Below are 20,477 nucleotides of genomic sequence, written 5' to 3'. Positions count from 1 at the left end.
ATGGATCGGCTGAGTTATTTTTTTATTCGCGGTGACGCAGATTTGCCACGCAAAATAGCCCCACAGCAGTCGCTTGAAGCACACGCGGTTCCGAACTTGTCGCGGAGCGCAGTGATCGCTGTCGCGATCTTCCTAGCTGCGCATCTCGCACTGCTGATCGGGCTGGTGACGCCGGAAAAATTCGTCTTCGACGAGGTGCATTATGTGCCGGCGGCGCGGCAGATGCTGGGCTCGGGGACCTCGCAGCCGATGCTCAATCCGATGCATCCGCCGCTGGCGAAAGAGCTGATCGCGGGTTCGATCGCGGCATTCGGCGACAATGCGCTGGGTTGGCGATATCCGGCGACGCTATTCGGCGCGCTCGCGATCGTCGCGATCTATCTCTGCGGTCTTGCGCTGTTCGGATCGCAAGGGTCAGCGATTGCGGCGGCGCTGATCGCGGCGTTCAACCAGATGCTCTATGTCCAGGCGCGCATCGCGATGCTCGACATCTTTGCACTCGGCTTCGGTCTGTTCGCCATCGCCGCTTTCTTGCACGGCTTTCGAAAGGAGCGCCCGCAGGCGCTGTTCGCACTCGCGGGTGCGTTGTTCGGTCTTGCTGCTGCCTGCAAATGGAGTGGGCTGTTTCCGCTCGGTGTTTGCATCGTCATCGTCGCATTGATCCGTCTGATGCAGGGCTGGCACACACTGTTTGCCGACGCCAAGCCGAGCGACTGGTACCGGCCCGATCTCTGGCCCGGCTTCAGGGCACATCATGCTGCGCTCTGCTTCGCGCTGTTGCCGGTCGTGACCTATCTCGCCGCCTTCGTTCCGCTCTACGGGGTGTCGTTGCCGGATCTGATCGAAGCACAGCGCCGCATCTTTGCCGACAACACCACGGCTGCGATCGCGGGCCATACCTATATGAGCTCGTGGCCGTCCTGGCCGTTGCTTGCACGGCCTGTGTGGTTCCTGTTCGACAAGACCGCGGAGGACAACGTCGCGGCGGTCGTCTTCCTCGGCAATCCCTTGGTGCTGTGGCCGGCGCTGCTCGCGCTCGTCGTCGTATTGCGCGATTTCATCGTCGCGCGTCGCTGGGATGCGTTCCTGATCGCGGCGTTCTATTTCGGTCCCTGGCTCGCCTGGGCGCTGCTGCCGCGCACGCTGGGCTTCATCTATTATTATCTGCCGGCCGCAACCACGGCCTCGCTCGCGCTCGTCTATTTGCTGCGCAGGGAGGGCCTGCCGCGCTGGCTGTTGTGGGCCTATGTCGGGGTCGCCGCGATCGGCTTTGCGGTGATGCTGCCGATTTCGGCAGCCTTCATCGGCACGTCGATGCAGATGTTCAACCGGCTGATGCTGTTTCAGAGCTGGATCTGACAACAGAAAACCGCCTGTCGCTTTTGCGGCAGGCGGTTTCTCGATTGCTGCAATTAGTTCTCAGATCACTTGCTCAGATCATTTGGAGGCGGTCTTGGTGTCCATGTTCACGACCTGGACGCGGCGGTTGATCGGGTCGGCGCCGTTGGCGGTGTCCTTCAGCTTGGTCTTGCCGTAGCCGACGGTGACGAGATCGCCACTGCTGAGGCCATAGTTCTGCACCAGGTACTTCTTGATCGTGTCGGCGCGCCGCTCCGAGAGCCCCTGATTGTACTGCTCAGTACCGACTGCGTCGGTGTGGCCGGCGACCACGAAGGTCGAGCCCTTCAGCGACGGATCGGACAGCGCCTTGCCGAGCGCCTGCACCGACGGCACCGAGGTCTTGGCGATGTCGGCCGAGTTGTAGTCGAACTGGATCTCCAGATCGATGTTCGGCTTGGTCGAAGCGAGCTCGGCGATCTGGTCGCGCTCGCCCATCGAGAGCGAACGGGTCTGGCGGTTGCGCACGGTGTTGAGGAAGGTCGCTTCCTTGGCTTGCGCCGTCGGATCGGCCTGCGGACCGGCGGACAGGCCGCGGGTGATCGGTTTGGGCTTCAACGCATCCAGGATCTGGTTGGTGGAGACGTTGGTGTCGCCGGCGAAAGCCAGGCCTGCCGTCAACGACAGCGCGGCCGTGAGCGTGATCGCGCTTAGTCCAAAAAACTTGTTGAAATGGGTCATTGTCGTATCCTCGCTGTGACGCCCGATGCCGATTTGATGCTGCGAGCATAGGGAAGGTTCAAAGGCTCGGATGTGATCCTCGTCACGTTGGTGGCCAGGGGGCCTGTTCCACCGCAAGCTGGATAGGCGAAGCGGCCGGACACCGGGCCGCTTTTGATTGGAAACCTGCGCACATCGATCGTCGCAAAGCCGTCGCCGCATGGCCCGCCCGCGAACAAGCTTTCGGCCAGATGCGCGCATAGCAGAGCCTTTCATCCGACAATCACCAGCGAAGGGAGCAGAGTTCCATCCAGTGCCAAGGCCAGGTGACTATCAGTTCTATCGCAGCGGCCCGCCGGATCGGACTGTGTCTCTGAACTCCATGCCCATCTATATCGGGGCGGCGATGATTGCGGTGGCGATCCTGCTTTCGACGCTGATCACGGGTGTGACCTCCCGCTATGTCGGCCTCGAAGCTCCAACCGACGAGAGCGTGTGGCTGGTCGACCGCCTCACCGGCAGCGTCTATCGCTGCCAGGCGGAGGGGCGCGGCAGGGCCTCCTGCGAGCCCGACGTCGCAACTGGCAGCCTCAGCGACCGGCCCAGGGTACCGAAGGACGGCCGCTGAGGCCGTGCCGCCTTGCGGTCCAGCAAGAAAAATGTCTTCTCCGCGAAACGTTCGCGCCAGCGAATACGTATTGCGAATGCCGGCACGACGCCTGTTTCGTTTTACTTCAGGAGATTTTCGATGAAGACCTTGCTCACCGCCGCAGCCTTTGTCGCGTTCGCTCTTTCAGTTTCGCCTGCATCCGCCGCGATGATGGCGTGCACCGGCGATAACCTGATGAAGTCGACGGCCATGATGACCGGCACCGCCGACACGCCCGCCAAGATGGCCGCGAACAAGGAAATGGCCATGGCCAACACCGACATGAGCATGGGCAAGATGAAGAGTGCCTGCATGCACTACATGAAGTCCCAGAAGGCCATGATGATGAAGTAGGCTTCGGCCGCACCATCGGGCCGCGCTGTCAGCAGATGGCAGCGCGGCTTTTTCTTTCGCGGTCCTGTTTTTCTCCTGGCGCGAATCCCGCTACATTACCTCTCGCAATGTCCCGCGCACCAAAACCCCTTCCGCTCCCGACGACACAGGCCCGGCAGATCTGGCTGCGGGCCCAGCGGCTCGACACGGCCGCGCCGTTCGGGGAGGGCGCGGCAGCCGTGGCGGACGCTATCGCCCATCTCGGCTATGTGCAGATCGACACCATCAACGTGATCGAGCGCTGCCATCACCATATTCTTTTTAGTCGCATCCCGTCGTATCGCCGCGCCGACCTGCGGCATGCCCAGAGCGTCGACAGAAGCGTGTTCGAATACTGGACCCATGCGCTGTCCTACGTTCCGTCGGACGATTTCCGCTTCTTCCTGCCGGCGATGCGCGAGCACAAGCGCGAGGGGCACAGATGGTATGCCTCGGTCACGGCGGCCGATACGCGCAAGGTGATGCGGCTATTGCGGGCGGGCCCGCTGACGATCCGCGACATCGAGGACGACGTGCTCACCGAGAAGGAGCATCTGTGGCAGAGCCGAAAACCCTCGAAGCGGGCACTTCAGCTTGCGTTCTACACCGGCGTCGCGACCATCAGCGCGCGCCAGGGCATGCTCAAGACCTATGATCTGATGACGCGGCATTTCGGCTGGGACAGCCTGCCGAAGCCGGCCTCGCCCAAGGCGATCACGGCCTACCTGCTCGATCGCGCGCTGCGTTCCCAAGGCATCGTCAGCCTCGATTCGATCTGCCATCTCGATGCGCCGAGCAAGAAGGCGGTCGCCGCCCTCATCGCATCGCGCGTCCGCCGTGGCGAGCTTGTCCCTGCCGCGATCGAGGGCGCCGGCAAGCAGGAGCATTGGGCCACGCCTGCGGCGCTCGAGCCTGGCGAGGTGTCGCCGGATCTCGTCCACATCCTGTCGCCTTTTGATCCGCTGATCATCCAGCGCAAGCGCACCAATCTCATCTTCGGCTACAACCATCTATTCGAGGCCTATGTGCCGAAGGCCAAGCGCAAACTCGGCTATTTCGCGCTGCCCGTGCTGGTCGGCGACGAGATCGTCGCCGCGCTCGACCTCAAGACCGACCGGCAGGCCAAGAAGCTGTTGATGCAGAAATGGACCTGGCTCGGGCAGGGCAAGAAGACGGCGGGGCGCAAGGAGCTCAAGCCGAAAATCGAGGAGGAGCTCGATCGGTTTGAGCGGTTTCAGCTGGCGGAGTGAGATGCTAGCCGACCGTTCCGTAGGGTGGGCAAAGGCGCGTTAGCGCCGTGCCCACCATCTGCTTGTGGTGGGCACGCTTCGCTTTGCCCACCCTGCGAGACCGTGCATTGTAGCGAATTGGTCGATCCAAACGCCAAGCAAAATCCCGACCGCATATGCCAACAGATTCCACAGCGAGAAGATTCGCCCCAACAGCAACGCGCCGGCCGTGGTGAGCCGGAACGCATCGAGCCACGGCGTATGCACCAGCCGCGAAAACTCGACCACGATCGCGATCACCATCGCGATGGCCGCAAGTTGGCTCCGTGTCAGCCACGGCAGCAAAACCCCGACCAACAGAAACACCATCGTCGCCCACAGCAGCGAGCCGCCATACTTCACCACGAAGGCGGGAAGCCCGAGCGGAAAGCCGTACCAGCGTAGGGACAGCCCGCAGGCGATCACGACCAGCGCCAGCCCGGTTCGGATCAGCATCCTCCGTCGCAGCGCAAGGGTGTTGACCGGCTGCGGTCCGTGCATGGCTTCCATTGACTCTTTGCCCGCGATGCTCAAAACCGCCGATTAGCCCACAAAAGCAACAACCCTGGGGGAAAGCCATGAGCCAGACCACAACCTATACCGGTTCCACGGGAGCCAAATCAGAAATCGAGACCTCGACCATCCGCGCCATCTCCTGGCGCCTGATCCCGTTTCTGGTGCTGGCCTACTTCTTCTCCTATCTCGACCGCGTCAATCTCGGCTTCGCCGCGCTCACCATGAACGCGGAATTCAAGTTCACGCCGCTGATCTTCTCCTGGGGCGCCGGCATCTTCTTCATCGGCTATTTCATCTTCGAGGTGCCTAGCAATCTGGCACTGGAAAAGTTCGGCGCCAGGCGCTGGATCGCCCGCATCATGGTGACCTGGGGCATCATCTCGGCGCTGATGGCGCTCGTAAATGGCGTGACAAGCTTCTACGTCCTCCGCTTCCTGCTCGGCGTCGCCGAGGCTGGCTTCTTCCCCGGCATCATCCTTTATCTCACCTATTGGTATCCGGCCGAATATCGCGGCCGATTCCTCGCGGCCTTCGCGATCGCCGTGCCGATCTCGACCGTGATCGGCGCGCCAATCTCAGGCCTCCTGCTCGGGCTCGATGGCGCGATGGGTCTGAAGGGCTGGCAGTGGCTGTTCGTTCTCGAGGGCATCCCCTCGGTGCTGCTCGGCATCGTTACCTGGTTCTACCTCACCGACAGGCCGGAGAAGGCGGACTGGCTCTCGGCCGAGCAAAAGGCCTGGCTGAAGGGGCGGCTTGATTCCGAAGTTGCGGCCAAGCAGGCGGTGAAGCATCTGTCGCTTGGTGAAGCCCTGTCGTCGCCGAAAGTCATCACGCTGAGCCTGGTCTATTTCGGCTTCGTCGCCGCGCTCTATGGCATGCAGTTCTGGCTGCCGCAGATCGTCAAGGCATTCGGCCTCACCAACGCGCAGACCGGCTTCGTCACCGCGATCCCCTATGTGTTCGGTACGATCGCCATGATCCTGTGGGCCCGGCATTCGGACGCTACGCGCGAGCGCGTGTTCCACGTCGGCGCGCCGATGCTGTTGATCGCGGTCGCGTTGGCCATCTCCAGCTACATTACCGATCCCACCATGACCATGGTGGCGCTGACCTTCGCCGCGATCGGCGTGTTCTGCGTCTTCGGCGTGTTCTGGACCTTGCCGACCGCCTGGCTCTCCGGCACGGCGGCGGCCGGCGGCATCGCGCTGATCAACTCGATCGGCAATCTCGCCGGCTTCGGTGGCCCGTATCTGATCGGCTGGGTCAAGGAAGCCACCGGCCAGACCTCGACCGGCTTGCTGGTGCTCGCTATGCTGCCGCTGCTCGCCGGCATTTTGGTCTTCGTCGGCGGCCACGAGAGTAAGCACGAGTTCGCCGAACAGGGGCGGTAGGGCCGTGCGAACGGTCCCGTAGGGTGCGCAAAGGCGCACCGTGCCCACCGATAGTCTCGTGGGCACGGCCTGACGCACCTTTGCCACCGTACGATATCTTGCCTGAAGCCCGCTGAGCTCCATCGGCTCGCCTGCCCTGCGATCGCACCTTCCTGACTGCGCCCTCCCCAAGCATTACCAGCCCTTAACGATCACGCTTTTCTGATGACTGACGATTATTGACTTTCATCAGTGATTAGTCGACATTCCTCTCATTGTAGACGCAGGAGTGTCCTCCGATGTTCGTTCGGTCAGTTTTGTCCAGCTATTCCAGGCTCTTGGCGGGTGTGTCGCTGGCTCTGCTGGCCGCTGCGCTGGCCGGGTGCAACGATACCGTTGCGCAGAAGGCCGAGCCGCCGCGGCCGGTTCTGGTCGCGACCGCCCATTATGACGCCGAGACGCCGGAACGCAGCTTCGTCGGCACCGTCAGGCCCCGGATCGAGAGCGATCTCGGTTTTCGCGTCGCGGGCAAGGTCGATAAGCGGCTGGTCGAGGTCGGCCAGACCGTCGAAGTGGGGCAGGCGCTGGCCACTCTGGATGAGATCGATCTGAAGCTCCAGGCCGAGCAGGCCGTCGCCGAGCAGACCGCCGCCACCGGCGTGTTGGCCCAGGCCGCCGCCGCCGAGCAGCGCGCCAAGGATTTGAAGGCCAAGGGCTGGACCACGGATGCGCAGATGGATACGAGCCGCGCCGCTGCCGACGAGGCCCGCGCACGCCTCGACCGCGCCGTCCGCTCGGTCGAACTGACCAAGAATTCTCTTTCCTACGCGACGCTCAACGCCGACGCCCGTGGCGTCGTCACCGCAACGCTGATCGAGCCCGGCCAGGTGGTCGCCGCGGGCCAGGCTTCGATCCGTGTCGCCCGCTTTGCCGAAAAGGAAGCGGTCGTCGCGATCCCTGAGACGCTGGTCGGACGTGCCAAGTCGGGCGCCGCCAGCGTCACTCTTTGGTCGGAGCCGGGCAAGAAATATACCGCCAAGCTGCGCGAGATCGCGCCGGCCGCGGATCCCGCCACGCGTACCTATCTGGCAAAATTCTCGCTGCCCGAGGCCGACGACAAGGTCGCGCTCGGCATGACCGCGACGCTGACGCTGTCGGACGCCGCAACCGAGCGCGTCGCGCGGCTGCCGCTGTCGGCGCTGTTCAACGAAGGCGGCAAGCCGTCCTTCTACGTCGTCGACGACAATGGCGCCGTCACGCTGAAGCCGGTCGCGGTGAAGTCCTACGACAGCAACGATGTCGTCATCAGCAGCGGCGTCGAAGAGGGCGCCAAGATCGTCGCCCTCGGTGTCCAGAAGCTCGATCCCGGCCAGAAGGTGCGGGTGGTGTCGTCACTTTCTTTCTAAGCATCTTCTACGAGTTCCGTCGTGTGAGGTGAGTTTCGGCCCGAGCGCGAATGCGGAGGCTGAAGCGGCGAAGCGATCCAGAACCTGCCCAGCCCCCTGGATTGCTTCGCTGCCTCGCGACGACGGGTTGAACAGAGCGGCTGTCGTTTTGGCAATTGGATCGACTTTCCGGAGAGAGCGATGAAGCGCTTCAACCTTTCGGCCTGGGCCGTCAGCCATCCGACGCTGGTCCTGTTTCTGATGCTTGTGCTCGGCGTCGCCGGCTTCTTCTCCTATGAGAAGCTCGGCCGCGCCGAGGATCCGTTCTTCACGGTGAAAGTGGTCAACGTTTCCGTGTTGTGGCCGGGCGCGACCGCGCAGGAGATGCAGGCGCAGGTCGCCGACCCCATCGAGAAGAAAATCCAGGAGCTGCCTTACTTCGAGAAGGTGCAGACCTATTCCAAGCCTGGCTTCACGGCGCTCCAGGTGACCTTCCGCGACTCCACGCCGCCGAAGGATGTGCCCTATCTCTTCTATCTCCTGCGCAAGAAGCTCGCCGACGTGCAAGGCCAGTTGCCTGCAGGCATCCTCGGTCCCGTTGTCAATGACGAGTTTTCCGACGTCGATTCCATCCTCTACATGATGACCGGCGACGGCGCCGATTACGCTCAGCTCAAGAAGGTCTCGGAGGGCTTCCGCCAGCGCCTGCTGAAGGTGCCCGGCGTGACCAAGGTTGACGTCTACGGCAATCAGGACGAGCGCATCTTCGTCGAATTTTCGCATGCGAAGCTCGCCACCCTCGGCATCACGCCGCAGGCGCTGTTCGATTCGCTCGCCAAGCAGAACAACGTGACGCCGGCCGGCACGGTCGAGACGTCGTCGCAGCGCGTGCCGCTGCGCGTGACCGGCGCGCTCGACGGCGTCAAGGCCGTGGCCGAGACTCCGGTCGAGAGCAACGGCCGCGTGTTCCGTCTGGGCGACATCGCCACCGTCACTCACGGCTATGTCGATCCGCCGAGCTTCATCGTACGCCAGGAAGGCAAGGCCGCCATCGGCATCGGTGTCGTCACCGCCAAGGGCGCCAACATCCTCGAGCTCGGCAAGGACGTCGAGAAGGCGACCGCCGAATTCATGAAGGCGGTGCCTCAGGGCGTCGACGTCCGGCTCATCGCCGACCAGCCCAAGGTGGTCGAGCACGCCGTGAGCGAATTCGTGCACTCCTTCATGGAAGCGCTCGTCATCGTGCTGTTCGTGTCGTTCCTCGCGCTCGGCTGGCGCACCGGTATCGTGGTCGCGATGTCGGTCCCGCTCGTGCTCGGCATTGTCTTCATCGTCATGAACGTGATGTCGCTCGATCTGCACCGCATCACGCTCGGTGCGCTGATCATCGCGCTCGGCTTGCTGGTGGATGATGCCATCATCGCGGTCGAGATGATGGTGGTGAAGATGGAACAGGGCTGGGACCGCATGCGTGCGGCGTCGTTTGCCTGGGAATCCACTGCGTTTCCGATGCTCACGGGAACGCTGGTCACGGCCGCTGGCTTCCTCCCCATCGGCTTTGCCAATTCCGCGGTCGGCGAATATGCCGGCAGCATCTTCTGGATCGTGGCGATCGCGCTGGTCGCCTCATGGTTCGTGGCTGTGATCTTCACGCCCTATATCGGCGTCATGCTGCTGCCCAACATCAAGGTGCACCACAACCACGATCCGCACGCGGTCTACGAGACCCGGATGTACCGTGGCCTGCGCGCCATCGTGCAGTGGTGTGTCAGCCACCGTATCACGGTGGTGGCCGCGACCGTCGGCGTCTTCGTCGCCGCGATCGTCGGCTTCGGTCATGTCCAGCAGCAGTTCTTTCCGCTGTCGGAGCGGCCCGAACTGTTCCTCCAGCTCCGCCTGCCCGAGGGTACCGCCTTCAACGTGACTGAGAAGGCGGTGAAGACCGCCGAGACGCTGTTGAAGGGCGACCAGGATATCGACACCTATACTGCCTATGTCGGCCAGGGTTCGCCGCGCTTCTGGCTCGGCCTCAATCCGCAGCTTCCGAACGAGGCCTTTGCCGAGATCGTCATCGTCGCCAAGGGAGTCGAGGCGCGCGAGCGCGTCAAGGCCAAGATCGAGAGCGCGGTTGCCGACGGCATGCTGACCGAGGCGCGCGTCCGCGTCGACCGATTCAATTTCGGTCCGCCGGTCGGCTTCCCCGTGCAGTTCCGCGTGATCGGTCCCGACGCCAACAAGGTGCGCCAGATCGCCTACCAGGTCCGCGACGTCATGCGCGAGAACAAGAGCGTCAAGGACGTCCAGCTGGATTGGAACGAGCAGTCGCCTTACCTCAAGCTCGTCGTCGACCAGGATCGCGCTCGCGCCATGGGCCTGACCCCGCAGGACGTGTCGCAGGCGTTATCGATGCTGATCTCGGGCGCGCAGGTCACGACTGTTCGCGACGGTATCGAGAAGGTCGGCGTGATTGCCCGTGCGATCCCGTCCGAACGGCTCGACCTCGGCAGCGTCGGCGATCTCACCATCACCTCGCGCAACGGCGTCGCCGTACCGCTCCAGCAGATCGCCAAGATCGAGTATTCCCATGAGGAGCCGATCCTGTGGCGGCGCAACCGCGACATGGCCATCACCGTGCGTTCCGACGTCGTCGATGGCGTGCAGGCGCCCGACGTGACCGGCCAAATTGCGCCGAAGTTGAAGCAGATTCAGGATCAGCTCGAGCCGGCCTACCGGATTGAGGCGGGCGGAGCGTTCGAAGAGTCTGCCAAGGGCAACGCCTCGATCTTCATCCTCTTCCCGCTGATGGTCATGGTGATGCTGACGCTCCTGATGTTCCAGCTTCAGAGCTTCTCGCGGCTGCTGCTGGTGTTCCTGACCGCACCGCTCGGCATCGTCGGCGCCTCCCTTGGCCTCAACGTCGCCAACGCGCCGTTCGGCTTCGTGGCGCTGCTCGGGCTGATCGCGCTCGCCGGCATGATCATGCGCAACACGGTCATCCTGGTCGATCAGATCGAGACCGACGTCTCGCACGGCCTGACCCGGCGCGAGGCGATCGTGGAAGCCACCGTCCGCCGCGCCCGTCCGGTGGTGCTGACGGCGCTCGCCGCGATCCTCGCCATGATCCCGTTGTCGCGCTCGGCCTTCTGGGGCCCGATGGCGATCACGATCATGGGAGGCTTGTTCGTCGCAACCTTCCTGACGCTGCTGTATCTGCCGGGCCTCTACGCCCTGTGGTTCCGCAAGAGCCTGGACGAGGCGGGTACCCCCGAACAGCCTGCCGCGCCGCAGCATGGGAGCAATGACGAGCACGCAATTCCACTTGCTGAGGCGGCTGAATAAATGAGAAGACTACTGACTGACGAGTCCTGACACATGACACTGGTTGCGGAACATATCGAAGGCGACACCCGAGACCGTATCCTCGAGGTGGCCGAGCGGCTGTTTCGCGTGATCGGCTACCAGAAGACCACGGTTGGTGACATCGCCAAGGAGCTCAGGATGAGCCCCGCCAACGTCTATCGCTTTTTCGAATCGAAGAAGGCGATTCACCAGGCGGTGGCGCGCGGCTTGATGGGCGAGGTGGAGCTCGAGGCGCAGCGGATCGTGGCCGGATCCGGGCCGGTGCCGGTGCGCTTCCGCGAGCTGCTCACCACCATCCATCGCATGAACACCGAGCGCTATGTCGGTGATTCCAAGCTGCATGAGATGGTCGAGATCGCGATGCAGGAGGACTGGGACGTCTGCGTCGCCCATATGGAGTGCATTGCCGGGGTCATGGGCCAGATGATCGCGCAAGGTGTTGCCTCCGGTGAGTTCGAGGCACCGGACCTGCAACTGGCCTCGCTCTGCGCCTGTACCGCGATGATGCGCTTCTTCCACCCCCAGATGATCGCCCAGTGCGCCACCAAGCCGGGCCCGAGCATCGACCAGATGATCGATTTCGTCATCGCGGGTCTGTCCCCGCGCGACTGACGGGCGGGAGAATTTCTCCTATAAGTTAAGTTCGCAGCGCCCTCGAAGGGCGGATGGCGGACCAGAACGGATCAACAACCTCCGTCATTGCGAGCGCAGCGAAGCAATCCAGACTGTCACCGCGGACGGATTCTGGATTGCTTCGCTGCACTCGCAATGACGAAAAGGAAGCAGCGCGTGACCGACAAAGACCTGTACTTCTACGAGCCCGCCAAGGGCCACGGCCTCAAGCACGATCCCTTCAACGCCATCATCGCGCCGCGGCCGATCGGCTGGATTTCCTCACGCGACACCAGGGGCCACGTCAATCTGGCGCCCTACAGCTTCTTCAACGCGTTCTGCTATGTGCCGCCGATCATCGGCTTCTCCTCCACCAACTGGAAGGATTCGGTCGAGAACATCAAGCAGACCGGCGAATTCGTCTGGAATCTTGCCACGATGGATCTCGCCAAGCACATGAACGCGACCGCTGCGCATGTCGCCCCTGAGGTCGACGAATTCGAGATCGCGGGCCTCACCGCCGTCCCCGGCAAGCTCGTCAATGTGCCGCGCGTGGCTGAGAGCCCCGTCGCCTTCGAGTGCAAGGTGTCCGACATCGTCCGCCTCAAGGGCGCCGACGGCAAGGAGGCCGACGCCTGGCTGACCTTGGGCGAGGTCGTCGCCGTCCACATCGACAAGGCCATGATCAAGGACGGCGTCTACCAGACCGCCGCCGCCCGCCCGATCGTGCGTGCGGGGCGCCGCGGCGACTATTTCGAAATCAAGCCGGAGAACATGTTCGAGATGGTCCGGCCGGATTAGGCCGACCGCATTACGGCACCTTCCCTCCCGGAACTGCTCCCACGCCCCGGCCGTTATGGTCCCCGGGGCGGCCGCCCGGCCGCGTCAATTCGCACGATTTTGCTGGCGAAGTGTTCACTTCCGCCGGTCAATTTCCGCTAAAATGCCCTGTAACCGCGCCGTTGCATGAGGTCCGCCATGAGCTTCCGCCGCGACACCCTGACAAAGCCGATCTTCTCCTGGGCCCGCGGCGTGCTGCCGGCGATGTCCGACACCGAGCGCGAAGCGCTGGAGGCTGGCGACGTCTGGTGGGACGCCGATCTCTTCACCGGCAATCCCGACTGGTCGAAGCTGCTCAAGATCCCGCAGGCGAGGCTGACCGACGAGGAGCGGGCTTTCCTCAACGGTCCCGTCGACGAACTCTGTGCCATGCTCGACGAGTGGAAGATCTTTTGGGAATGGCGGGACCTTCCTGAGGAGGTCTGGGCCTTCATCAAGCGCGAAAAATTTTTCGGCATGATCATTCCGAAGGAGTTTGGCGGCCTCGGCTTCTCGCCATACGCGCATTCGGAAGTGGTGCGAAAAATCTCGACCCGCTCGATTGCTGCCGCCGTCACCGTGATGGTGCCGAACTCGCTCGGGCCTGGCGAGCTCCTGATGCGCTTCGGCACCAAGGAGCAGCAGGAGCGCTGGCTGCCGCAGCTTGCTGACGGCCGCGACATTCCCTGCTTCGGGCTCACCAGCCCGGAGGCCGGCTCCGATGCTGCCTCGATGGTCGATACCGGCATCATCTGCAAGGGCGTTTTCGAAGGCCGCGAGGTCGTCGGCCTCAAGCTCAACTGGCACAAGCGCTACATCGCGCTCGGTCCGGTCGCGACGCTGCTGGGCCTTGCCTTCAAGGCCTATGATCCCGATCATCTCGTAGGCAGCCAGGAAGAGCTCGGCATCACGGTCGCGCTGATTCCGACCAATCTGCCCGGCGTCGAGATCGGCCATCGCCATCTGCCGTCGATGCAGGTCTTCCAGAACGGTCCGAACTGGGGGCGCGATGTCTTCATCCCGCTCGACTATGTCATCGGCGGCCAAGAGCGCCTGGGGCAGGGCTGGAAGATGCTGATGACCGCGCTCGCCGCCGGCCGCGGTATTTCGCTGCCGTCGCTCTCTGCTGCCGGCGCTGCCTATGCGGCGCGCACCACCGGCGCCTATGCGCGCATCCGCGAGCAGTTCGGCATCTCGATCTCCAAGTTCGAGGGCGTCGAGGAGCCGCTGGCGCGCATCGTCGCCACCGCCTATCAGCTCGACGCCGCGCGTCGGCTGACCTGCGCGGCGCTCAATGCCGGCGTCCATCCCGCCGTCATCTCCGGAATCATGAAGCTGCACGCGACCGAACGGATGCGTATCGCGGTCGACGACGCCATGGACATTCATGGCGGCAAGGCCGTGATCGACGGTCCGCAAAACTATATCGGCAATCTGCACCGCGCTGTTCCCGTCGGCATCACGGTCGAGGGCGCCAACATCCTTACCCGCAATCTCATCGTTTTCGGGCAGGGGGCGATCCGCGCGCATCCGTATCTGCTCGACGAGATGAACGCGCTCGCGGACACCGATCGCGAGCGCGGGCTCACCGCGTTCGACAAGGCGTTCTGGAAACATCTCGGTCACAGTTTTCAGACCCTGTTCCGCGCCTTCGGCCGGAGCTGGACCTTTGGCGCCTTCGCGCTTGCGCCGGACGCGGGCGACGCGACGCCATTCTATCGCCAGCTTTCGCGCTACTCCGCGGCATTCGCGCTCTGCGCCGACATGGCGCTGCTCACGCTCGGCGGCGCGCTGAAGCGCAAGGAAATGCTGTCGGCGCGCTTCGGCGACATCCTCTCCGAGCTGTATCTGTTGTCGGCCGCGCTGAAGCGCTGGCAGGATGAGGGCCGGCAGAAGGAGGATTTTGCCGCGCTGGAATGGTGCATGGCCTCGGGCTTCCGGACCATCGAGAACCGGCTCGCCGAAATCCTCGCCAATCTGCCGAACCGTTTCGTTGCTGTCATCCTCAAGCTGGTGGTCCAGCCGTTCGGAGCCCGCGTGCTCGGCCCGTCTGATCGCGTCGTGCACCAATGCGCTGCTATTGTGCTGGAGCCCTCGGCAGCCCGCGAACGTCTCACGCCGGACCTCGCCCATGTCGACGACGACAGCGGCTTTGCCCGGCTGGAGCGCGCCTTCAGCCTGGTGACGAGCACCGACGCCATCGCCAAGCGCATGCGCGCCGCGCATATCCGGGACTGGAAGGACGGCGTCACCAGGGGCGTGATCACGCAGGCTGAAGGTGAGCAGTTGGCCGCCGCTCACGAAGCCGTCACAAAGGTGATCGAGGTCGACGATTTTGCGCCGGAGGCGTTGTCGCCGATTTACAAGAAAACCGGCGACGTGCATCAGTTCTTCCAGGAACTCGGTGAACAGAGGGCGGCGAGCTGATGGCACGACCGGTATTCATCGTCGACGGCAGCCGGACGCCGTTTCTGAAGGCGCGCTCGGGGCCGGGGCCATTCACGCCGGTCGATCTTGCCGTGCAATGCGGCCGGCCGCTGCTGGCGCGCCAGCCGTTTTCACCAACCGACTTCGACCAGGTGATCCTCGGCTGCGTCAACGTGATCGCCGACGAGATGAACCCGGCGCGCGTTGCTGCGCTCCGGCTCGGCATGGGCGAGGACATGGTCGCCTTCACCGTGCAGATCAATTGCGGCTCCGGCATGCAGTCGATCGACACGGCCTACCGCTACATCCGCGAAGGCCATGCCGACATGATTTTGGCGGGCGGCACCGAGGCGCTCAGCCACGCGCCGCTGGTGTGGCCGAATTCCGGGGTGCGCTGGTTCGCCGGTCTGGCCACTGCAAAGGGCGTGGCCGCCAAACTCGCCGCCGCGTTCAAGCTACGGCCGCGCTATCTGAAGCCGATCATCGGGCTGGAGCGCGGGCTGACCGATCCCATCACAGAATTGAACATGGGGCAGACCGCCGAGGTCGTCGGTCATCTCTTCGGCATCACGCGCGCACAGTCCGATGCTTATGCTGCCGAGAGCCATCGCCGGCTCGCCCATGCGCAGACGCAAGGCTTTCTCAAGGGCGAGGTCGAGACCGCGTTCTCCCGCGACGGAAAATTCTTCGACCATGATGACGGCGTGCGTCCGGACTCCACCGCTGAGACACTCGCAAAACTCCGCCCGGTGTTCGAGCGTCCCTGGGGCCAGGTCACCGCCGGCAATTCCTCGCAGATCACCGACGGTGCCTCCTGGGTGATCCTCGCCTCCGACGCGGCGGTCGCAAAGCACAGACTGACGCCGAAGGCTGCGATCGTCGACAGCAACTGGGCTGCGCTGGATCCAAGCATCATGGGGCTCGGCCCCGTGATGTCGGCCACGCCGCTCCTGACCCGCAACAATCTCACCATCCAGGATGTCGAGACCTGGGAGCTGAACGAGGCCTTTGCGACGCAAGTGCTCGGCTGTCTTGCCGCCTGGAACGACGACAAATTCTGCCGCGAGATTCTCGGGCTTGAGGGCGCGGCTGGTGAGATCGACCGCGAAAAACTCAACGTCGATGGCGGCGCCATCTCGCTCGGCCATCCCGTCGGCACCTCCGGTAACCGCATCGTGCTGCATCTCGTCAACGCGATGAAGCGGCTCGGCACGCGGCGTGGTGTCGCCACCGAATGCATCGGGGGCGGGCTCGGCGGCGCCATGCTGATCGAGGCGGTGTGACCATGGATTCAAAAATCATGACCGCGCTCGGCGACCGCGTGATGACGCTGGGGCCCCAACCCGCGGCGGATGGTCCCTACAAGCATTTCAAGCTGACGCGCGATGCCGACGGCGTTGCCTGGCTGCTGTTCGATCGCGCGGATGCCAGCGCCAATACGCTGTCCTCCGACGTGATGGAGGAGTTCGACGCCGCGCTCGCGGCGATCGAGGGCGAGCGGCCAGCAGGCCTCGTGATTCGCTCGGCAAAACCGTCCGGCTTCATTGCCGGCGCCGACGTCAACGAATTCCGTGGCGCAACCGATCCCGCGATGGTGGAAACGCGCATCCGTGCCGCGCATGCGGTCGTCGATCATCTGGAGGCGCTGAAGTTGCCGACGGTCGCGGTCATCCACGGCTTCTGCCTCGGCGGCGGGCTCGAGGTGGCGCTGGCCTGCCAGTCGCGCATCGCCATCGACGGCGCGCGCTTCGGCTTCCCGGAGGTGATGCTGGGCCTGCATCCCGGTCTCGGCGGCACCGCGCGCTTCACCGCGCTGGTCAATCCGACCCAGTCGATGGCGCTGATGTTGACCGGCCGCACCATCGATGCGCGCCGTGCCAAAGCGCTCGGCCTCGTCGACACCGTGACGCAGGAGCGCCATGTCCGCAACGCCGTAAAGGACGTGCTGTTCGGCCGGCTGAAGCGGGCCAAGTCCGGCCTGCTCACCCGCGCGGCCAATTTTGGCCCCGTGCGTGGGGTGCTTGCCAGGCGCATGCGCTCGGAGGCTGCGAAGGCCGCGCCGCGCGAGCACTATCCGGCGCCTTACGCGCTGATCGATCTCTGGGAGACCCATGGCGGCAGCAAGGCCGCAATGCTGAAAGCGGAGCAGGCCTCATTCGCCAAGCTGATGGTGACGCCGACTGCGCAAAACCTGATCCGCGTGTTCTTCCTGCGTGAGCAGATGAAGAAGGCGGCCGGCAGCGGCAACACGGTCAAACACGTCCACGTCATCGGCGCCGGCGCCATGGGTGGCGACATCGCGGCCTGGTGCGCGGGGCAGGGGCTGCGCGTCTCGCTCGCCGACATGAAGGCGGAGCCGGTCGCAGGCGCGGTGAAGCGTGCCGCCGAGCTCTACGGCAAGATCATCCGCAAGCCGACCGAGGTTCGCGACGCGCTCGATCGGCTGATGCCGGACATGTACGGCGAGGGCGTCCGCAACGCCGATCTCATCATCGAGGCTGTGCCGGAAAAGCTCGAACTCAAGCAGAAGGTCTATGCCGGCCTCGAGCCGAAGATGAAGCCGGGCGCGATCCTTGCGACCAACACGTCGAGCATTCCGCTTCAAGACCTCCGCACCACGCTGGCGCGGCCCGAGCGCCTCGTTGGCCTGCATTTTTTCAATCCGGTGTCGCGGCTGCAGCTCGTCGAGGTCGTCAGCCATGACGGCAACGATGCGCAGGTCCTGAAGGAAGCGCTCGCCTTCGTCGGTGCGATCGACCGCCTGCCGCTGTCGGTGAAGAGCTCGCCCGGCTTCCTCGTCAACCGTGCGCTGACGCCCTACATGCTGGAAGCCATGGTGATGCTGGACGAGAAGATCGACCAGCGCCTGATCGACGCCGCAGCCGAACAGTTCGGCATGCCGATGGGGCCGATCGAGCTCGCCGACCAGGTCGGCCTCGACATCTGTCTCGACGTCGGCGACATGCTGCGCACCAGGTTTGGCGACCTGCTGCCACCAACACCGGCCTGGCTGCGCGAGAAGGTCGCCAGGGGCGAGCTCGGCCGCAAGACCGGCAAGGGGTTTTACACCTGGAAGGACGGCAAGGCGGAGAAGGCGCCATTGCCCGAGACCGGCCCGCGCGTCACCGACCAGATGATCGACCGCCTGGTGCTTCCGATGTCCAATGTCTGCGTCGCGTGCCTGCGTGAAGGCATCGTCGACGACCCCGATGCGGTCGATGGCGCCATGATCTTCGGCACCGGCTACGCGCCGTTCCGCGGCGGTCCCCTCAACTATGCGCGTGCGCGCGGCGTGGAGAATGTCGTATCGACCTTGCGCGCACTGGCCGAGCGATTCGGCGGACGCTTCGCGCCCGATCCGGGCTGGGACAATTTCAAGTGAAACATTTCAAGTGAGACCCGCATGACTGAAAAGTCCGACGCCGAGCAGAGCGGCGATCTCTGCATCCGCACGCTGGCGATGCCTGCCGACACCAATGCCAATGGCGACATTTTCGGCGGCTGGCTGCTCAGCCAGATGGACGTCGGCGGCGGCGTGTTCGCCTCGAAGGTCGCGAAGTCGCGCACCGTCACGGTTGCGATCGAGGCGATGAATTTTCGCAAGGCCGTTTATGTCGGCGATCTCGTCTCGGTCTACGCCAACCTCGTGCGCGTCGGCCGCACCTCGCTCACGGTCCATCTCGAAGCCTGGGCGCTACGGCGGCGTGAGCTGCAGCCGATCCTCGTGACCGATGGCAATTTCACCTATGTCTCGATCGACGATAACGGCCATCCGCAAGCGATCCAGAAAAGCGATCCTGCGATCGCGACGTAACCGCGCGCGGCTTTACGCCTCATCTCACGAAGGCGTGCGGTGTTAAGAAACGCGGCGTGACTAAGTCATCGCGTCGCGCCTTCGCCAAAAACCAGTCATAAAACGGATGAGGTCCCGGCGTACTCACGTGCTCGTCGATTCGGGGTGGAAACGGCCGATTTGCCCTTGGGAACCTTTGGGCAAAGTCGTCGTTATTTGCCCGCACTGAGGAATCTACGGGCCATGCCGGACAGCTACATCATCGAAGTGAATTCAGAGACCGCGGGCATCGTTGTCCGCGGTCACGGAGGCTACTGCTTCTTCGCCTCATCCCACCAATTCAATCGTCTCGAAGGCCAGGTCTTCCGCAACGCCCGCGAAGCCGAGCGCGCTGCGCGCAAGCTGGTTAACGGCGATGTGAAGGAGGCTGCGTAGTAGCCCGCCAATCATTCCGGGGCGCGCTAAGCGCGAGCCCGGAATCTATCTTGCTGCAGAAATTGCCGATCAATGGATTCCGGGACGCGCCTTTCGGCGCGTCCCGGAATGACATCGTCAATCACAACTTCGTCGCTGCCCGCGACAAGAGTTTCCACTCGTCGCCCTGCTTCTGCCAGTTCATCAGGATGTGAAGGTTGGTCGGCACTTTTTTCCCATCGGCCGCCATCTCCTGTTCCGCGACCCAGTGAAAGCGCACGATCGCGGCGGGGCCGACGACCTTGATGGTCGGATCCTTGTATTCGATCGAGAGAAATTTCGACTTGCTGTCGGTGGCGTTGGTGATGAAGGTCGCCTTGTCCTCGACCTTGCCGCTGGAATGGCTGTAGCTGAGATCGTCCCAGCACAGCGCGCCGAGCGCCTTCGGGTCGGCTGCGATCTGGGCGAGACGGAAGGCGTCGACCTTCTTCGCCACGGCTTCTTCTTCCGCGGACGCAGCGAGCGCCGGGGTCGAGAGCGCAAGTGCGGAGACGGCAAGTGTCGAGAGAGCCAGATCGCGTCGGTTGATCGTCATCGTTTCCTCCTTTTTGATCTTGTATGGAGTGTCGCAGCCGCGCGCGGCTTTGTCGACCGTCGTGCAGGATCATTTGGATGCGTCATTGCGCGCGCGAGGCTCTATTGATACGTCTTTCGCATTGATACGCCGCGTATTCGGGGAAGTACGGACATGATCGAGACACTCGGCAAGGCGCTGCTGTTCGACATCGATGGCACGCTTGCCAACACCGACCCGCTGCACCTTAAGGCATTCAACCAGGTGCTCGGTCCTCGCGGCCATATCTTCGATCACGCTCGCTTTTCGAAGGAGCTGCAAGGCTTCGCCAATTTGTCGATCGGCGAGCGCTTTCTGCCCGACGAAACGGTGGAGCGGCGCGCTGCGATTCTCGGTGAGAAGGAAGAAGTGTTCCGCACGCTGGTCGCGGGGCAGATCGAGCCGCTGCCGGGCCTGATGGCGCTGCTCGACCGCGCGGATGCCGCCGGCATTCCGATGGTCGCCGTCACCAACGCGCCGCGTCTCAATGCCGAGCTGCTGTTGTCCGGCCTCGGCATCACGCACCGCTTCAAGGCGCTCGTGATCGGCGACGAGCTGCCGCACGGCAAGCCGCATCCGCTGCCCTATCAGGAGGGGCTGCGCTTCGTCGGCGCCAGCGCGGCCGCCTCGATCGCTTTCGAAGATTCCCGCTCGGGCGTGCAGTCGGCTGCCGCCGCCGGCATTCCGACCATCGGTATCCGGACCAGCCTCAGCGATGCTGACCTTGTTGCCGCGGGCGCGGTTGCCTCGGCGAGCGCCTTCGACGATCCGGCGCTGCTCGCGCGGCTCGCCGCCGTGATGGCATCGTGAGGGTTTCATCC

At 63.8% G+C, this 20,477-nt stretch carries 18 protein-coding genes; 15 read left to right on the top strand and 3 right to left on the bottom strand.

Annotated features, from left to right (window positions below; translation table 11 throughout):
* Positions 1-1,359: a phospholipid carrier-dependent glycosyltransferase gene (locus ABIA96_RS03685; protein ID WP_502918789.1), complete on the top strand. Its 1,359-nt coding sequence runs from the start codon at positions 1-3 to the stop codon at positions 1,357-1,359.
* 78 nt (positions 1,360-1,437) lie between these two features.
* Here the strand turns inward: ABIA96_RS03685 and ABIA96_RS03680 are convergent, their stop codons facing one another.
* Entirely contained in the window at positions 1,438-2,079 is a 642-nt protein-coding gene (locus tag ABIA96_RS03680; protein ID WP_354135648.1) for an OmpA family protein, read from the bottom strand.
* Positions 2,080-2,440: 361 nt separating this feature from the next.
* On the opposite strand from ABIA96_RS03680, the gene ABIA96_RS03675 reads away from it, so the two are divergent.
* The 3 genes from ABIA96_RS03675 (at position 2,441) to ABIA96_RS03665 (ending at position 4,329) form a co-directional block, all read left to right on the top strand.
* Complete coding sequence (locus ABIA96_RS03675) at positions 2,441-2,686, top strand: hypothetical protein (protein ID WP_354135647.1); 246 nt, start codon at positions 2,441-2,443, stop codon at positions 2,684-2,686.
* A gap of 120 nt (positions 2,687-2,806) precedes the next feature.
* Positions 2,807-3,061: a hypothetical protein gene (locus ABIA96_RS03670; protein WP_354135646.1), complete on the top strand. Its 255-nt coding sequence runs from the start codon at positions 2,807-2,809 to the stop codon at positions 3,059-3,061.
* A gap of 107 nt (positions 3,062-3,168) precedes the next feature.
* Entirely contained in the window at positions 3,169-4,329 is a 1,161-nt protein-coding gene (locus ABIA96_RS03665; RefSeq protein ID WP_354135645.1) for a winged helix-turn-helix domain-containing protein, read from the top strand.
* 39 nt (positions 4,330-4,368) lie between these two features.
* Here the strand turns inward: ABIA96_RS03665 and ABIA96_RS03660 are convergent, their stop codons facing one another.
* Positions 4,369-4,848 carry a ribosomal maturation YjgA family protein gene (locus ABIA96_RS03660; RefSeq protein ID WP_354135644.1) on the bottom strand — a complete coding sequence of 160 codons (480 nt, stop codon included), beginning with the start codon at positions 4,846-4,848 and terminating at the stop codon, positions 4,369-4,371.
* A 77-nt stretch (positions 4,849-4,925) separates the two neighbouring features.
* Here ABIA96_RS03660 and ABIA96_RS03655 point away from each other — a divergent pair, with 77 nt between their 5' ends.
* From ABIA96_RS03655 to ABIA96_RS03610, 10 genes are all read left to right on the top strand, one after another.
* Complete coding sequence (locus tag ABIA96_RS03655) at positions 4,926-6,254, top strand: MFS transporter (protein ID WP_354135643.1); 1,329 nt, start codon at positions 4,926-4,928, stop codon at positions 6,252-6,254.
* Positions 6,255-6,532: 278 nt separating this feature from the next.
* The gene (locus ABIA96_RS03650; protein ID WP_354135642.1) at positions 6,533-7,639 is read left to right on the top strand and encodes an efflux RND transporter periplasmic adaptor subunit; all 1,107 of its coding nucleotides are present in this window, start codon (positions 6,533-6,535) and stop codon (positions 7,637-7,639) included.
* 180 nt (positions 7,640-7,819) lie between these two features.
* Positions 7,820-10,957 (top strand): efflux RND transporter permease subunit, encoded by a 3,138-nt coding sequence (locus ABIA96_RS03645; RefSeq protein ID WP_354135641.1) that lies wholly within the window; start codon positions 7,820-7,822, stop codon positions 10,955-10,957.
* A 33-nt stretch (positions 10,958-10,990) separates the two neighbouring features.
* Positions 10,991-11,590, top strand: coding sequence for a TetR/AcrR family transcriptional regulator (locus ABIA96_RS03640; RefSeq protein WP_354135640.1), 600 nt, complete (start codon positions 10,991-10,993; stop codon positions 11,588-11,590).
* A 177-nt stretch (positions 11,591-11,767) separates the two neighbouring features.
* Entirely contained in the window at positions 11,768-12,391 is a 624-nt protein-coding gene (locus ABIA96_RS03635) for a flavin reductase family protein (protein ID WP_354135639.1), read from the top strand.
* Positions 12,392-12,568: 177 nt separating this feature from the next.
* Positions 12,569-14,836, top strand: coding sequence for an acyl-CoA dehydrogenase (locus ABIA96_RS03630; RefSeq protein WP_354135638.1), 2,268 nt, complete (start codon positions 12,569-12,571; stop codon positions 14,834-14,836).
* Positions 14,836-16,119 (top strand): acetyl-CoA C-acetyltransferase, encoded by a 1,284-nt coding sequence (locus tag ABIA96_RS03625; RefSeq protein WP_354135637.1) that lies wholly within the window; start codon positions 14,836-14,838, stop codon positions 16,117-16,119. The genes ABIA96_RS03630 and ABIA96_RS03625 overlap by 1 nt, the downstream gene beginning before the upstream one ends.
* 2 nt (positions 16,120-16,121) lie before the next feature.
* A complete protein-coding gene (locus ABIA96_RS03620; protein ID WP_354135636.1) occupies positions 16,122-18,218 on the top strand; it encodes a 3-hydroxyacyl-CoA dehydrogenase NAD-binding domain-containing protein in 2,097 nt (698 codons plus the stop codon).
* 21 nt (positions 18,219-18,239) lie between these two features.
* The gene (locus ABIA96_RS03615) at positions 18,240-18,650 is read left to right on the top strand and encodes an acyl-CoA thioesterase (RefSeq protein ID WP_354135635.1); all 411 of its coding nucleotides are present in this window, start codon (positions 18,240-18,242) and stop codon (positions 18,648-18,650) included.
* A 222-nt stretch (positions 18,651-18,872) separates the two neighbouring features.
* Entirely contained in the window at positions 18,873-19,064 is a 192-nt protein-coding gene (locus tag ABIA96_RS03610) for a hypothetical protein (RefSeq protein WP_354135634.1), read from the top strand.
* Between the two features lie 121 nt (positions 19,065-19,185).
* Here the strand turns inward: ABIA96_RS03610 and ABIA96_RS03605 are convergent, their stop codons facing one another.
* Entirely contained in the window at positions 19,186-19,638 is a 453-nt protein-coding gene (locus ABIA96_RS03605; RefSeq protein WP_354135633.1) for a nuclear transport factor 2 family protein, read from the bottom strand.
* A gap of 153 nt (positions 19,639-19,791) precedes the next feature.
* Here ABIA96_RS03605 and ABIA96_RS03600 point away from each other — a divergent pair, with 153 nt between their 5' ends.
* Positions 19,792-20,466: an HAD family hydrolase gene (locus tag ABIA96_RS03600; RefSeq protein ID WP_354135632.1), complete on the top strand. Its 675-nt coding sequence runs from the start codon at positions 19,792-19,794 to the stop codon at positions 20,464-20,466.
* Positions 20,467-20,477 lie beyond the last annotated feature (11 nt).

Origin of the sequence: Bradyrhizobium sp. LB11.1 (genome assembly GCF_040549385.1) — a bacterium.
GTDB lineage: Bacteria > Pseudomonadota > Alphaproteobacteria > Rhizobiales > Xanthobacteraceae > Bradyrhizobium.
Note: the sequence above shows the minus strand (reverse complement) of the source record. Positions and strands in the feature narration are given on the sequence as shown.